This is a genomic window from Pantoea sp. XY16, from assembly GCF_025153065.1.
In the GTDB taxonomy this organism is placed as follows: domain Bacteria; phylum Pseudomonadota; class Gammaproteobacteria; order Enterobacterales; family Enterobacteriaceae; genus Pantoea; species Pantoea alfalfae.
The window spans coordinates 114621-127775 of sequence record NZ_JANZNP010000015.1 but is presented as its reverse complement, the minus strand read 5'-3'; the positions used below and the strand labels follow the sequence as shown (position 1 = coordinate 127775).

The window sequence follows — 13155 nt, the reverse complement described above, 5'->3', positions numbered from 1 at the left end:
TGCGGGGGCCGGATTTGAACCGACGACCTTCGGGTTATGAGCCCGACGAGCTACCAGGCTGCTCCACCCCGCGTCCGTGGAAGCGCACTATACTCTCCGCGCTAATTCATGCAACCCCTTTTTAAAGATAAAAGCCAAATTAACAGCCAGTTGCTGAAGGATTCAACCATATGGCTAATTATTGAACTGATATGCGCCAGGTCAAAGCGGATGCATTTCATTCTGTCGGGGGCTTTGCTATCGTCGCGGGGCGAACAGTTATAAAAAGAGAAGATAATGAAATCACATTGGGTGAAGTATGCACTCACTGGCGCGTTAATCACGCTGCTGGCGGCCTGTAGCTCTAAACCGACCGATCGCGGTCAGCAATATAAAGATGGCAAACTGGAACAGCCGCTGGCGCTGGTGAATCAGCCCAATGCTAAAGGCGCACCGGTTAATGGCAAAGACTTTGGCGATCAGGTGCGCCAGATTCAGTCCGCCTCATCCGCTCTTTATAATCGTCAGAACGGCACCTACAGCGCAATTGAAAGCTGGCTGATGGCAGGCGCCGATACCCGGCAGCTTCGTCAGTATGGCCTGAACGCGTGGCAGATGGAGGGCACGGACAACTACGGTAATGTGCAGTTCACCGGTTACTACACGCCGGTCGTGGAAGCGCGCTACACCCGGCAGGGCGAATTCCAGTATCCGATCTACCGTATGCCGCCGCGCAAACGCGGAGAGAAATTACCGAGCCGCGCCTCTATCTATAGTGGCGGACTTGATGACCGCTACGTCATTGCCTACAGCAACTCGCTAATTGATAACTTCATGATGGATGTGCAGGGCAGTGGTTACGTCGACTTTGGCGATGGCCGCCCGATGACCTTCTTTGGTTACGCCGGTAAAAATGGCTGGGGCTACCACAGTATCGGTAAAGAGCTGATCGACCGCGGTGAAGTGAAGCGCGAAGATATGTCGATGCAGGCGATTCGCCAGTGGGCGCAGGAGCACTCACCGCAGGAAGTGCGTGCGCTGCTGGAAACCAACCCGTCATTCGTCTTCTTTAAAGCTGAGCCGTTTACGCCGGTGCGCGGTGCCAGCGCCGTTCCGCTGGTAGCGAAAGCCTCAGTGGCCTCTGACCGATCAATTATTCCGGCAGGCACCGTACTGCTGGCGGAAGTGCCGCAGTTGAATGAGAAGGGCAAATTCAACGGCAAATATGAGATGCGCCTGATGGTGGCGCTCGACGTAGGTGGCGCGATTAAAGGACAACACTTTGATATCTATCAGGGTATCGGCCCGGACGCCGCGCATCTGGCGGGCTTCTATAATCACTACGGCCGCGTCTGGGTGATCAAAGCCGCGCCGGGTGCCGGACAGCCGCTGTTCTCCAGCCCGCAAAACGGTAATAATGGTTCACTGCTTCTCGGCTCTAACTAATTTCTTCTCTGCGGGCCTTCGGGCCCGCACGACGTAACAGGTTCAACTATGAAAGTGTTAAACGACGCCTGGCATCAGCGCTTTGGCGGCACGGCGCGTCTCTATGGCCAGAATGCGATGCAACGTTTTGCTGACGCACACTTCTGCGTCATCGGTATTGGCGGCGTCGGCTCCTGGGCAGCGGAAGCGCTGGTGCGCACCGGCATTGGTAAAATCACCCTGATAGATATGGATGACGTCTGCATTACCAACACCAACCGACAGCTTCATGCGCTGCAGGGTAACGTCGGTAAAGCCAAAACGGAGGTGATGGCCGAGCGGCTGCGGGCGATCAATCCGGACTGCGACGTGATCTGCATTGATGACTTTATCACGCCCGAGAACACCGCCGAACTGATGGCCGCCGGTTTCGACTATGTGATCGACGCGATCGACAGCGTGCGGCCTAAAGCGGCGCTGATCGCCTGGTGTCGCCGGAATAAGATCCCCTTGATCACCACCGGTGGCGCGGGTGGGCAGATTGATCCGACCCAGATCCAGGTCGCCGATCTGGCAAAAACCATTCAGGATCCGCTTGCGGCGAAGCTGCGCGAACGCTTGAAAAGCCTGGGCGTGGTGAAAAACAGCAAAGGCAAACTCGGCATCGACTGCGTTTTTTCGACTGAAGCGCTGGTCTATCCGCAGGCCGACGGCAGCGTCTGTGCTTCACGCAGCACGGCAGAGGGTCCGAAGAGAATGGATTGCACATCCGGCTTTGGCGCGGCAACCATGGTGACCGCCACCTTCGGCTTTGTGGCCGTTTCGCATGCGCTCAAAAAATTTCTGGCGCGCGCCGCCCGTCAGGATGCGGTCAGCGCCTGACGCGCGGCATGCTCTACCGCAGCGGCCAGCGCCTGCAGGCCGCTGCTGCGGGAGGCGCTGAGCTGGGCGCGCAGGCCGAGTTCATCAAACAGGGCTAAGGGATCGATGACCAGCAATTGCTGCGGCGTCTGGCCCTCAACCGCAGTCAACAGCACGGCCAGCAGGCCGCGCACAATCCGTCCTTCACTATCACCATAGAAGTGCAGTGAGCCATCCTCACATAACTGGCTGCCCAGCCAGACCCGGTTTTCACATCCGCTCAGTTCAATTTCCGCCGTTTTCAGTTCCTCCGGCAGGGCAGGCAACTGGCGGCTCAACTGGATCAGCTGGCGATAACGATCTTCCCACTGATGAAAGCGGCCGAAACTCTCTTTCAGACTGGTAACGGTAATCTGTTCGCCAAACGGGTGTGGTGCTAACAGCGATGAACACATAATCAAAACTCCGATAACAGCGAGATGGCGCCTTTCATGGCGCGCACCAGCGCATCAACATCCTGCAGATTATTATAGGGTGCAAAAGAGGCCCGCAGCGTGCCGCTGACGCCCAGCGCCGACAGCAACGGCTGCGCACAGTGCTGACCGGCGCGCAGGGCGATTCCCTGCTCAGCCAGCAGTGTCACCAGATCGCTGTGATGCAGGTCAGCAAATTCAAAGGCCAGCAGACTGGCATTGCCACAGCGGAAGCTGCGAAAGCCGGGCAGTTCTGCCAGCTGCTCTTCCGCCAGCGAGGCAAGCTGCTGACTCCAGCGCTCAGCTTCGGTCAGATTGTACTGCGCCAGCCAGCTCAGTGCCGCACTCAATCCCACCACACCCGCCACATTCGGGGTGCCGGCCTCAAAACGCCACGGCACCGGCTGTGGCGTGAAACCATTGAAGTCAACATCCGTGATCATTTTCCCGCCGCCCTGCCAGGGTTCCATCGTCTCCAGCAGTTCCGCTTTGCCATATAACGCGCCAATGCCCATCGGGCCGTAAATCTTATGTCCGGAAAAAGCGTAAAAGTCGATATCCAGCGCCTGTACGTCAGGCGGGCAGTGCACCACCCCCTGCGCGCCATCGACCATCACTTTCGCCCCCACGGCATGTGCCAGCGGGATCGCCTGAGCAAGATCGGGGCAACCCCCGGTGACGTTCGACATCTGACCAACTGCCAGCAGGCGGGTACGGCTGTTAAGCAGGGTGGGTAACAGGCTGATATCGGGCAGACGATCTGGCCCTAACGGCCATTTTACGACGCGGGCACCGCACGCCTGCGCAGCCATCAGCCAGGGAACCAGGTTGGCGTGGTGCTCAGCCTCACTCACCACGATCTCATCACCGGGCTGCAGGCGCGGCCGCAGCCAGCTGTTCGCCACCAGGTTTATCGCTTCGGTAGTGCCGCGCGTCCAGACAATCTCACGATCGTCCGCGGCATTAACCCAGCGGGCAACCTGATTGCGCGCCTGCTCATAGCGCTGGGTTAAGGCCTGGGCGGCGGCAAACTGGCTGCGATGAACCGTACCCGCACTGAGGCTGTAAAACTGCTGCGTACTGTCAATAACGGCCTGCGGCTTCAGCGTGGTCGCGGCGCTGTCGAGATAGATGCCGGCGTCGGCGAGCGCGGGAAACTGCTGGCGGAATGCGGTGGGATTAAATGCGGTCATGCCGGGTCCATGATAAGAAAAATTAGGACCACACTGAAAGAATGGTCTGCGTCTGGCAAAGCTGGAAAAGCGCGTTATGCTGAATAATGCAAGGTTTGAACCAAACCCGCATAACGATCGGACGTTTAATAGTCGATCCCACTTATCGGCTGCCTCTGGTTAGCGTAACGCGGGTGGTTTGATGCAATCAATCTACAAGGAGATAGCAGATGAAAAAACTTACCGCAGTACTGGCCGTATGTACTCTGGCTTTTACCCTGAGTGCCTGTTCAAGCAATTACGTAATGCATACCAATGATGGTCGCACCATCGTGGCTGCCGGCAAGCCTAAAGTTGATAACGATACCGGCATGATCAGCTATAAAGATGCGAATGGCAACGAGCAGCAGATTAACCGCTCTGATGTCAAAGAAATGGTCGAGTCAAAGTAAGCAGCAAAAAAAAAGCACCGCAATTTGCGGTGCTATTTAAAAATCACTATGGACAGACAGGGTAAATCTACAGGAATTAAGAGTTTGATCCGCAATCGTCGGATCAAAAATTGCAAACACAACATCACGACCACAAGCCAAAAGCTTTCAGAAAATCTGCGAACTCACTCACAAATCTAAAAACTTTTCGTTCCGGCTCAGGAAGTGCGGCAACTATAGGTATTTGCTGGAGGTTCCTCAACGGACAAATTATAATGCCTCGGATTAAAAATTCTAATACGTAAACGCTTTTTATAAGCCTGCGTATTTTTCGCCGATCCGGATACGGAAAACCATGTCGAAACGCCTTCCTCCTCTTAACGCACTGCGGGTTTTTGATGCCGCTGCGCGCCATTTAAGCTTTACCAAAGCCGCTGAAGAGCTGTTTGTCACCCAGGCTGCCGTAAGCCATCAGATTAAATCTCTGGAAGATTTTCTGGGGTTAAAGCTGTTTCGCCGGAGGAATCGTTCGCTGTTACTGACCGAAGAAGGGCAAAGCTACTATCTCGACATCAAAGAGATTTTCTCGGCAATTAACGAAGCGACCCGCAAACTGCAGGCGCGCAGTGCCAAGGGAGCGCTGACCGTCAGTTTACTGCCGAGCTTTGCTATTCAGTGGCTGGTTCCCCGCCTCTCCAGCTTTAATATGGCTTATCCGGGAATCGACGTGCGTATCCAGGCAGTTGACCGCGATGAAGAGAAACTGGCCGACGATGTCGACGTGGCAATTTTCTACGGACGTGGCAACTGGCCCGGCCTGCGGGTTGAAAAACTCTATGCCGAATATCTGCTGCCGGTCTGTTCGCCATCACTGATGACCGGCGATAATCCGCTGAAAACCCCGATGGATCTCTCGCGCTTTACCCTGCTGCATGATGCCTCCCGCCGTGACTGGCAATCGTATATCCGCCAGCTGGGTCTGCAGCATATTAATGTTCAGCAGGGGCCGATCTTCAGCCACAGCGCCATGGTGTTGCAGGCGGCGATTCATGGTCAGGGCGTGGCGCTGGCCAACAACGTCATGGCGCAGAGCGAAATAGAGGCCGGGCGATTAATCTGCCCATTTAATGATGTATTAGTCAGTAAAAACGCTTTTTATCTGGTTTGTCATGACAGTCAGGCAGAACTGGGTAAAATAGCCGCCTTCCGACAGTGGATCCTGGAAAAAGCTGCAACCGAACAAGAAAAATTCCGCTTTCGCTATCAACAATAACAGTTTGATTTATCTGCATTACGGTGCAAATGCACCCTGAGGATCGGTTAATGTCCAGTCGTGCCATGTTTGTTTTTGCGGCTATCAGTGGATTTCTGCTGGTAGCTTTTGGCGCATTTGGTGCCCACGTTTTGAGCCAGTCGCTGGGTGCGGCTGAGATGGCCTGGATTCATACCGGGCTGGAATATCAGGCTTATCACACGTTAGCGGTGATGGGACTGGGTGCCGCGATGTTACGCCGCGCCAATATCTGGTTTTACTGGAGCAGTGCGCTGATGGCGCTCGGCACCGTGTTGTTTAGTGGCAGCCTCTATTGTCTGGCGCTGTCACATCTGAAGTTTTGGGTTTTTATCACACCGGTGGGGGGAGTCTGTTTCCTCGCCGGTTGGGTATTGATGTTGATTGGCGCGCTGCGTCTTAAACGAAAGGCAGAACGCCATGAATAAAGTTTTACTCTATTGTCGTCCCGGTTTTGAAAAAGAGTGTGCGGCGGAAATCAGCGCCAAAGCGGCTGAACGTGAAATCTACGGCTTTCCGCGGGTTAAAGATGACTCCGGCTACGTGCTGTTTGAGTGCTACCAGTTTGAAGATGCCGAGCGTCTGGCGCGTGAGTTACCGTTTGACGAGCTGATTTTTGCCCGGCAGATGCTGGTTGTCGGTGAAATGCTGCGTGACCTGCCGCAGGAAGATCGCATCACCCCGATTGTCGGTATGCTGACCGGCGTGGTGGAGAAGGGCGGCGAACTGCGTGTTGAAGTGCCTGACACTAACGAAGCGAAAGAGCTGACCAAATTCTGCCGCAAGTTCACCGTGCCGCTGCGTTCAGCACTGCGTGAAAGCAAGATTCTACTGAACTATGAAAGTCCGAAACGCCCGGTCGTGCATGTGTTTTTCATCGCGCCAGGCACCTGTTACGTCGGCTACTCCATCCGGGAAAACAGCTCGTCGTTTTACATGGGTATTCCACGCCTTAAGTTCCCCTCCGATGCGCCAAGCCGTTCCACCCTTAAGCTGGAGGAGGCGTTTCACGTCTTTATCCCTGCGGATGAGTGGGATGAGCGTTTAGCCAGCGGCATGTACGCCGTGGATCTCGGTGCCTGTCCGGGCGGCTGGACTTATCAGCTGGTCCAGCGCAGCATGATGGTCTATGCAGTGGATAACGGACCGATGGCCCCGAGCCTGATGGATACCGGCCAGGTGATGCACGAGAAAGCCGATGGGTTTAAATTCCGTCCGCCACGCACCAACATCAGCTGGCTGGTATGTGATATGGTGGAGAAACCGGTGCGCGTGGCTAACCTGATGACCGACTGGCTGGTTAACGGCTGGTGTCGTGAAGCGATCTTCAACCTCAAATTGCCGATGAAAAAGCGTTATGAAGAGGTCACGCAGAATCTGGCCATGATGCAGGAGCGCTTTGATGAGAATGGCATTAATGTGCAGATTCGCGCCCGTCAGCTCTATCATGACCGCGAAGAGGTGACGGTTCATGTGCGCCGTATGTGGGCCGCGACCGGTGGACGTCGCGACGAACGTTAATCGTCAGGCTGAGTGCAGCTGCACTCAGCCGGTATAACGCAGCGTATTCAGATTGCCCTGCAATACCAGATCCCGCTTCAGCATGGCGACCTGACGGCTGATCTCAGCCATTTGCTGACCTTCCGCGAGCTTTTCCTGCCATTTAGCGGGCACCTTATCCAGTTGCTGATAGATCCCTTCAAGCGTGTGAAACTCTGCCAGCAGCTGTTTCGCGCTTTTCGGGCCGATGCCGGTGATGCCTGGAATTTTACTGCTGCTGATGCCGCACAATCCCCAGTAGTCGGGGAGTAACTGGGGGGCTACGCCAAATTCAGCTTCAATAAAAGGCAGATCGAGCCACCGTTTCTGGAAGTAGTCACGGATGCGGATTTCGGGGGCCAGCAGCTGGCAGTAGCCTTTGTCGGTGGACACGATGGTGGCCTGGTGTCCGGCCTGAGCCATTTTCACCGCCAGCGTCGCCGCTAAATCATCTGCCTCATCCTCGCCCGCTATCCAGCAGCTTACGCCTGCCGAACGAAAAGCCTCCTGCAACGCCGGCATCTCTGCCTGTAGATCGTCTGGCATCGGCGGGCGACCACTTTTGTAATCGGGCAGCAGCTGATGTCGCCAGCCCTGATGACGTGCCTCGCCATCAAAAACCGCCACAGCATGAGTCGGACGGGCGTGGCCCAGAACCTGGCGCAGCGCAGCTACACAGCCGTCGACACAGGGGGAGCCCTGTACCGCATGCAGACGGCGGATCAGGTTCAACGCGTCAACAATAACAAGATGAAGAGCCATGAGCGTATGGGCAGCCCGGGGGCTGCCTCCTGGTTATTTGATAATTTCGTAGCAGGGGATGTAGGCAGTGCCAGGCAGTTTCATGCGTTGCTGGGCAACGAATCCCTGTAGCAGCTCATCCATGCGGTGCATGATGTCGGGATCGCCATGCAGTTTGTAGCGTCCCTTCACGCGGATTTCGCGGATGCCCATCTCTTTGACATTACCGGCGACGATACCTGAGAAGGCGCGGCGCAGGTCGGCAGCCAGCTTCTCGGGAGGCTGATTGGTATAGAGATTGAGATTGGCCATATTTTCATGGGTTGGCAGGAACGGCACCTGCAAATCGGGCTCAATGCGGATCGACCAGTTAAAGCTGTACGCATCGCCGGTTTCGCGACGGTTCTCTTTGACCTGCGGCATCGCTTTCTTCATCAGACGCGCCACTTCTGCCGCGTCATCAATGATGATCTGATAATGCTTACGTGCCTGTTCACCCAGCGTGTTAACGATGAAATCATCCAGAACGCGGAAGTAATCGGCGCTCTCTTTCGGCCCGGTCAGAATCAGCGGCAACACCTGATCGTTGTTCTGCGGATTCATCAGGATGCCCAGCAGATAGAGCAGCTCTTCAGCCGTACCGACGCCGCCCGGAAAAATGATGATGCCATGAGCGATACGCACAAACGCTTCCAGACGTTTTTCAATATCCGGCATGATGATCAGTTCATTCACCAGTGGATTCGGCGGCTCAGCTGCAATAATTGAGGGCTCGGTGAGGCCGATAAAACGGCTGTCGCGATAGCGCTGCTGAGCATGGCCAACCGCTGCGCCTTTCATCGGCGCTTCCATCACGCCTGGCCCGCAGCCGGTACAGATATTCAGTTCACGCAGTCCAAGCTGCGTACCGACATTGCGGCAATACTGATACTCAACGGCGTTGATTGAGTGACCACCCCAGCAGACTACGGTGTTGGGATCCTCGCCGATGTGCAGAGCCCGCGCATTACGCAGAATCGAAAATACCGTGTTGGTGATGGTGGCGGAATCATTCTCTTCGGCTGCGCTTAACCGGCCCGGTATGTTGAGCTGGCCGCTGACAAACAGGATGTCACGCAGCACCGCAAACAGGTTAGCCTGTAGTGAGCGGATAATGCGGCCATCCACGAACGCCTCTTCCGGCGGATTGATCAGTTCCAGTTTGACGCCGCGCTCCTGGCGCAGCACGTTGATGTCGAAGTTCTCAAAGCGGGAGAGCAATTCGTGGCTGCTGTCAGTCTGGCTGCCGGAGTTAAGCACGGCCAGAGAGCAATTGCGAAACAGCTGGTAGAGGTCGCTGCTGGCAGTGCGCTTGAGCATGTCGACTTCCAGCTGCGAGAGCAGATCCATTGAGCCAAGTGGGCTGATATGGGTAATCAAATGAACTCCTTTACACCCGCCTGGGTGCGTGTTGGCACTGCAACGGCAGTGACGAAAATCCCTGGTCGGCAACCCGCAGGTTGCCGCCTTCACCAGAGTAGCCTTGTCGGCCCGCACAGCTCAAGCGGAACTGCGCTTACGGCACCCAGCCTGAGAGAAGTCTCGCAAACTACTGACGGACCAGCCGCGAAAAACCGGGCGAGAAGGGCACGTTGGTGCGCCACGGGTTAATATCCAGCCCGCCACGACGGGTGTAGCGCGCATAGACCGTCAGCGCTTCCGGATGGCAGAATCGCATCACATCATTAAAGATGCGCTCAACACACTGCTCGTGAAATTCGTTGTGCTGGCGGAATGAGACCAGATAGCGCAGCAGTGCTTCACGCGCGATACGCGGGCCTTTATAGCGGATCATGACCGATCCCCAGTCGGGCTGGTTGGTAATCAGGCAGTTCGACTTGAGCAGATGGCTGACCAGCGTCTCTTCAACGATTTCGCTGCCTGCGGCATCAGCCAGATAGTCAGCATTGAAGCGGTAATCCTCAATGGCAATATCCTGCTCATCAATACAGCAACCCTCAAAATGACCAATCGGCTGGCCTTCTATTTCATTGAGTCGGAACAGCGCGACCCGCGCTTCTCCTTCAGCACAAGCACTCAGATCCCGCTCCAGTGTCTGACGAACCTCACCCCAGTCGGCAAAGCGGGTCTGATTGAAACTGTTCAGGTAGAGCTTGAAGCTTTTCGACTCAATAAGATTACGGCTCTGCGCATCCAGCACCACTTCGCCAACGGCAACCTGTGGCAGACCTTTGCTGTTGAGCCACGAGAGTTCATACAGGGTCCAGATATCGCTGCCGGTAAAGGGCAGACTGTCGGGAAACAGGCCAAGCGGTTCACGGTTCAGGCTGCGCGGCACCGCCTGCAGTAAGCTGTTGTCATACCGATCGTGATAGGCTGTGGGTTTGCCCAGCGTCAGGTTACTGAGCGCCTGATCCTGTTCGTGAGTAGTCATTGCGGTCACCACCAAAATTAATCAAAGTGGCTAAGTGTAACCTATCAGAAGTGAGAATATGAATGATGCAGCAAACTGCCGCCGCGTTGCGTGACTTTACCACCCGATACTGCCAGCACTGGCTTCAGCAGACCGGGCATGCGCCGGCCAGCAGCGATCTCTATGGGGTGCCGTCACCCTGCGCACTGGAGGATCGCGATCAGCGGGTCATCTGGCAGCCGCAACCGTTTAGCCTGCCACCGACGCTGGATGCGGTTGAGCGGGCGGTCGACATCCAGCTCCAGCCGCCGATGACCGATTTCTACACCACGCAATTTGCCGGCGATATGCAGGCCCGTTTTGGTGAGAATCAGCTGACGCTGTTACAGGTATGGAGTGAAGAGGATTTCCTGCGGTTACAGGAGAATCTGATTGGGCATCTGGTGATGCAGCGCCGCCTTAAACAGTCGCCGACGCTGTTTATAGCCACTACTGATTCAGAGGAGGAGATCATCTCCCTCTCTAATCTCAGCGGCGAAGTGATTCTGGAGCAACCTGGTCGTAAACAGCGTGTGGTCTTAGCAGAAAATCTTGAGATATTTCTTAAGTCATTACAACCGGTTATCATCTGATTTGCAGTGATTTGCCGCCTGGCTTGTGAGATATCTCTTACAACTGCTGTGAGAGATCGCCATATAACAGTTGAGACATCCGGAAGGCTGCAATGTAAAAATATTGTGAATCATCAACTTAATGGCATTTATCTGATTTTGCGCAGCACATTTCGTAAAGTTTCGCTGTAAGTACCTTGTGCGCGTAACGAGTTCTGTCAAAATGTTTCCCACTGCAGGATGCTCAGGAAACAGATATCGTCAGGATGATGATAAGCCATGAGGCAGGAACGTAACGGAGCTTACGGCACACGGAAGGTTTCAGGATGAAACAGGATCGCTCAGGAGTGAGCAAGGGACACCTCCAGGATGGAGAATGAGAACCCCTCAGAAGAGGTGGTGGGCCAGGATGCTAAGGATACATCAGGACGATGCGCGACAGGAGTTCGCACTGGACAAGTTGTCATGGAAGAGCAGGGAGCAAAAACGTAGCAGGATGGCTGCAAACGAACCGGGAGCACTGTTTATACAGTGCTCCCTTTTTTTGTGCCTGTGCCAACAAGTGATATGCTTGCCGCCCCTTTTTGACTGCTTGCCGGAGGTGGCGCATGACGCCTGAACAATTGATTACACAACGGCTGGAGCAACTGGAAGCGGTGATGCGTGAGCACCATCTCTGGCAGAGTACCCCTCCGGCCGAAGACGCGCTCGAGAGCCGTGAACCCTTTTGCCTGGATACGCTGGAGCCGCTGCAGTGGCTCCAGTGGGTGCTGGTTCCGCGGATGCATGCCCTGATAGCGGCTCAGCATCCTTTACCGCAAAATTTTGCCGTTGCTCCCTACTACGAGGTGGCGCTGGTGCCTGACCAGCCCGGCATTGCACCGCTACTGCTGACCCTGCGTCAGCTTGACGCGTTGATCAAGGATGCAGCCCACTGATGCTGGAGATACTCTATCAGGATGAGTGGCTGGTTGCTGTCAACAAGCCCAGCGGCTGGCTGGTTCATCGCAGCTGGCTGGATCGTCATGAAACGGTGTTCGTAATGCAGACCGTTCGCGATCAGATTGGACAGCATGTGTTTACCGCGCATCGCCTGGACAAACCCACCTCAGGCGTACTGCTGATGGGGCTTTCAAGCGAAGTCGGCCGTCTGCTTTCCCTGCAGTTCGAACAGCACCAGATGCAGAAAACCTATCATGCTGTGGTACGCGGCTGGCTGGAGAGCAGCGGAACGCTCGACTATCCGCTGGTGGAAGAGCTGGATAAAATCGCTGACAGGCACGCCACGGAAGCGCGCACCGCACAGCCCGCCGTCACCGATTATCAGTCACTGGCGACGGTCGAGATGCCGGTCGGCATTGGCCGCTATCCCACATCGCGTTACAGCCTGGTTGAAATGGCTCCTAAAACCGGTCGTAAGCATCAGCTGCGTCGTCATATGTCGCACCTGCGTCATCCGATTATTGGCGATTCGGCACACGGTGATCTGCGCCAGAACCGGGGGGCCGCCGAACACTTTGGCGCTAATCGGCTGATGCTGCACGCCAGCAGCCTGGCACTCACCCATCCGGTGACCGGGGAACCGTTGCTGCTGCGCGCCGGACTGGATGGCGTCTGGCAGAACCTGATGAACCAGTTTGGCTGGCAGGATCGCATTCCTGAGGTGCCGCGGGTTGAGTTTAACGCAGCGCCAGGACAGGATAACGTTTCAGAATAAGGGAGAAAGCAGATGGCAAAGATTGGCATTTTTGTGGGGACGGTATACGGCAATGCGCTGCTGGTAGCAGAAGAAGCAGAGCCCGTTCTGCAGCAGCAGGGTCACAGCGTCACCGTGTTTGATGAGCCGACGCTGGCAGACTGGCAGAACTATGCCAGCGACGTGGCGTTAATTGTCACGTCAACCACCGGACAGGGCGATTTTCCCGACACGATTTCAGGCCTGTTCCATGCAGTTAAAGATAAGCTGGGTCATCAACCTGCGTTGCGCTATGGCGTGATTGCGCTGGGTGACAGCAGTTACGACCATTTTTGTGGCGCGGGTAAAGCTTTCGATGCGCTGCTGCAGGAGCAGGGCGCGCAGCGGATTGGTGAGGTGTTACTGGTTGATGCCACTGAAAATCCTGAGCCGGAAGCGGTGACTTCTCCATGGGTTGAAGCCTGGGGCGCGCAGTTCTGATGACCACGCCAGGCTTATCTCTGCTTTAGGAGCTAAGGATATG

The 13155-nt window shown here is 55.6% G+C and carries 15 protein-coding genes and 1 tRNA gene; 10 read left to right on the top strand and 6 right to left on the bottom strand.

All coding sequences use genetic code 11. From position 1 onward, the window contains the following. A tRNA-Met gene (locus N1689_RS19630) sits at window positions 1–73 on the bottom strand. 203 nt (window positions 74–276) lie between these two features. Here N1689_RS19630 and mltA point away from each other — a divergent pair. Continuing rightward, window positions 277–1425, top strand: a complete 1149-nt coding sequence (gene mltA / locus N1689_RS19625) for a murein transglycosylase A (RefSeq protein ID WP_161732845.1) — start codon at window positions 277–279, stop codon at window positions 1423–1425. Between the two features lie 48 nt (window positions 1426–1473). Next, the gene (gene tcdA, locus N1689_RS19620; protein WP_161732843.1) at window positions 1474–2286 is read left to right on the top strand and encodes a tRNA cyclic N6-threonylcarbamoyladenosine(37) synthase TcdA; all 813 of its coding nucleotides are present in this window, start codon (window positions 1474–1476) and stop codon (window positions 2284–2286) included. On the opposite strand, the gene csdE is transcribed toward tcdA, so the two are convergent. Then, window positions 2265–2720, bottom strand: a complete 456-nt coding sequence (csdE, locus tag N1689_RS19615; protein WP_161732841.1) for a cysteine desulfurase sulfur acceptor subunit CsdE — start codon at window positions 2718–2720, stop codon at window positions 2265–2267. The genes tcdA and csdE overlap by 22 nt on opposite strands. A gap of 2 nt (window positions 2721–2722) precedes the next feature. Next, window positions 2723–3931 carry a cysteine desulfurase CsdA gene (gene csdA / locus N1689_RS19610; protein WP_253419896.1) on the bottom strand — a complete coding sequence of 403 codons (1209 nt, stop codon included), beginning with the start codon at window positions 3929–3931 and terminating at the stop codon, window positions 2723–2725. A gap of 209 nt (window positions 3932–4140) precedes the next feature. Here csdA and N1689_RS19605 point away from each other — a divergent pair, with 209 nt between their 5' ends. From N1689_RS19605 to rlmM, 4 genes are all read left to right on the top strand, one after another. After that, window positions 4141–4362, top strand: coding sequence for a YgdI/YgdR family lipoprotein (locus tag N1689_RS19605; protein WP_003854643.1), 222 nt, complete (start codon window positions 4141–4143; stop codon window positions 4360–4362). Window positions 4363–4696: 334 nt separating this feature from the next. Beyond that, window positions 4697–5614, top strand: a complete 918-nt coding sequence (locus tag N1689_RS19600; RefSeq protein WP_003854641.1) for a transcriptional regulator GcvA — start codon at window positions 4697–4699, stop codon at window positions 5612–5614. A 50-nt stretch (window positions 5615–5664) separates the two neighbouring features. Beyond that, window positions 5665–6060, top strand: coding sequence for a DUF423 domain-containing protein (locus tag N1689_RS19595; RefSeq protein WP_003854633.1), 396 nt, complete (start codon window positions 5665–5667; stop codon window positions 6058–6060). Next, entirely contained in the window at window positions 6053–7153 is a 1101-nt protein-coding gene (gene rlmM / locus N1689_RS19590) for a 23S rRNA (cytidine(2498)-2'-O)-methyltransferase RlmM (protein WP_161732837.1), read from the top strand. Before N1689_RS19595 ends, rlmM begins: the two co-directional genes overlap by 8 nt. A gap of 24 nt (window positions 7154–7177) precedes the next feature. On the opposite strand, the gene xni is transcribed toward rlmM, so the two are convergent. From xni to queF, 3 genes are all read right to left on the bottom strand, one after another. Beyond that, a complete protein-coding gene (gene xni / locus N1689_RS19585) occupies window positions 7178–7933 on the bottom strand; it encodes a flap endonuclease Xni (protein WP_222925041.1) in 756 nt (251 codons plus the stop codon). Window positions 7934–7966: 33 nt separating this feature from the next. Beyond that, the gene (gene ppnN / locus N1689_RS19580; RefSeq protein WP_222925042.1) at window positions 7967–9331 is read right to left on the bottom strand and encodes a nucleotide 5'-monophosphate nucleosidase PpnN; all 1365 of its coding nucleotides are present in this window, start codon (window positions 9329–9331) and stop codon (window positions 7967–7969) included. Between the two features lie 169 nt (window positions 9332–9500). After that, window positions 9501–10346, bottom strand: a complete 846-nt coding sequence (queF, locus tag N1689_RS19575; protein WP_013358897.1) for an NADPH-dependent 7-cyano-7-deazaguanine reductase QueF — start codon at window positions 10344–10346, stop codon at window positions 9501–9503. Window positions 10347–10408: 62 nt separating this feature from the next. Here queF and syd point away from each other — a divergent pair, with 62 nt between their 5' ends. From syd to N1689_RS19555, 4 genes are all read left to right on the top strand, one after another. Further along, complete coding sequence (gene syd / locus N1689_RS19570) at window positions 10409–10957, top strand: SecY-interacting protein (protein WP_161732831.1); 549 nt, start codon at window positions 10409–10411, stop codon at window positions 10955–10957. 587 nt (window positions 10958–11544) lie between these two features. Then, on the top strand, window positions 11545–11874 hold the full coding sequence (locus tag N1689_RS19565; protein WP_033783977.1) for a YqcC family protein: 330 nt from the start codon (window positions 11545–11547) through the stop codon (window positions 11872–11874). Then, window positions 11874–12653, top strand: a complete 780-nt coding sequence (truC, locus tag N1689_RS19560; protein WP_161732829.1) for a tRNA pseudouridine(65) synthase TruC — start codon at window positions 11874–11876, stop codon at window positions 12651–12653. Before N1689_RS19565 ends, truC begins: the two co-directional genes overlap by 1 nt. Before the next feature lie 12 nt (window positions 12654–12665). Beyond that, on the top strand, window positions 12666–13112 hold the full coding sequence (locus N1689_RS19555; RefSeq protein ID WP_161732827.1) for a flavodoxin: 447 nt from the start codon (window positions 12666–12668) through the stop codon (window positions 13110–13112). Window positions 13113–13155 lie beyond the last annotated feature (43 nt).

Coding starts and splice junctions, on each gene's coding strand:
- N1689_RS19605 (WP_003854643.1), top strand. CDS start 4,141: ATGAAAAAACTTACCGCAGTACTGGCCGTATGTACTCTGGCTTTTACC.
- csdA (WP_253419896.1), bottom strand. CDS start 3,931: ATGACCGCATTTAATCCCACCGCATTCCGCCAGCAGTTTCCCGCGCTC.
- tcdA (WP_161732843.1), top strand. CDS start 1,474: ATGAAAGTGTTAAACGACGCCTGGCATCAGCGCTTTGGCGGCACGGCG.
- queF (WP_013358897.1), bottom strand. CDS start 10,346: ATGACTACTCACGAACAGGATCAGGCGCTCAGTAACCTGACGCTGGGC.
- N1689_RS19555 (WP_161732827.1), top strand. CDS start 12,666: ATGGCAAAGATTGGCATTTTTGTGGGGACGGTATACGGCAATGCGCTG.
- mltA (WP_161732845.1), top strand. CDS start 277: ATGAAATCACATTGGGTGAAGTATGCACTCACTGGCGCGTTAATCACG.
- N1689_RS19565 (WP_033783977.1), top strand. CDS start 11,545: ATGACGCCTGAACAATTGATTACACAACGGCTGGAGCAACTGGAAGCG.
- truC (WP_161732829.1), top strand. CDS start 11,874: ATGCTGGAGATACTCTATCAGGATGAGTGGCTGGTTGCTGTCAACAAG.
- xni (WP_222925041.1), bottom strand. CDS start 7,933: ATGGCTCTTCATCTTGTTATTGTTGACGCGTTGAACCTGATCCGCCGT.
- rlmM (WP_161732837.1), top strand. CDS start 6,053: ATGAATAAAGTTTTACTCTATTGTCGTCCCGGTTTTGAAAAAGAGTGT.
- N1689_RS19595 (WP_003854633.1), top strand. CDS start 5,665: ATGTCCAGTCGTGCCATGTTTGTTTTTGCGGCTATCAGTGGATTTCTG.
- csdE (WP_161732841.1), bottom strand. CDS start 2,720: ATGTGTTCATCGCTGTTAGCACCACACCCGTTTGGCGAACAGATTACC.
- syd (WP_161732831.1), top strand. CDS start 10,409: ATGATGCAGCAAACTGCCGCCGCGTTGCGTGACTTTACCACCCGATAC.
- N1689_RS19600 (WP_003854641.1), top strand. CDS start 4,697: ATGTCGAAACGCCTTCCTCCTCTTAACGCACTGCGGGTTTTTGATGCC.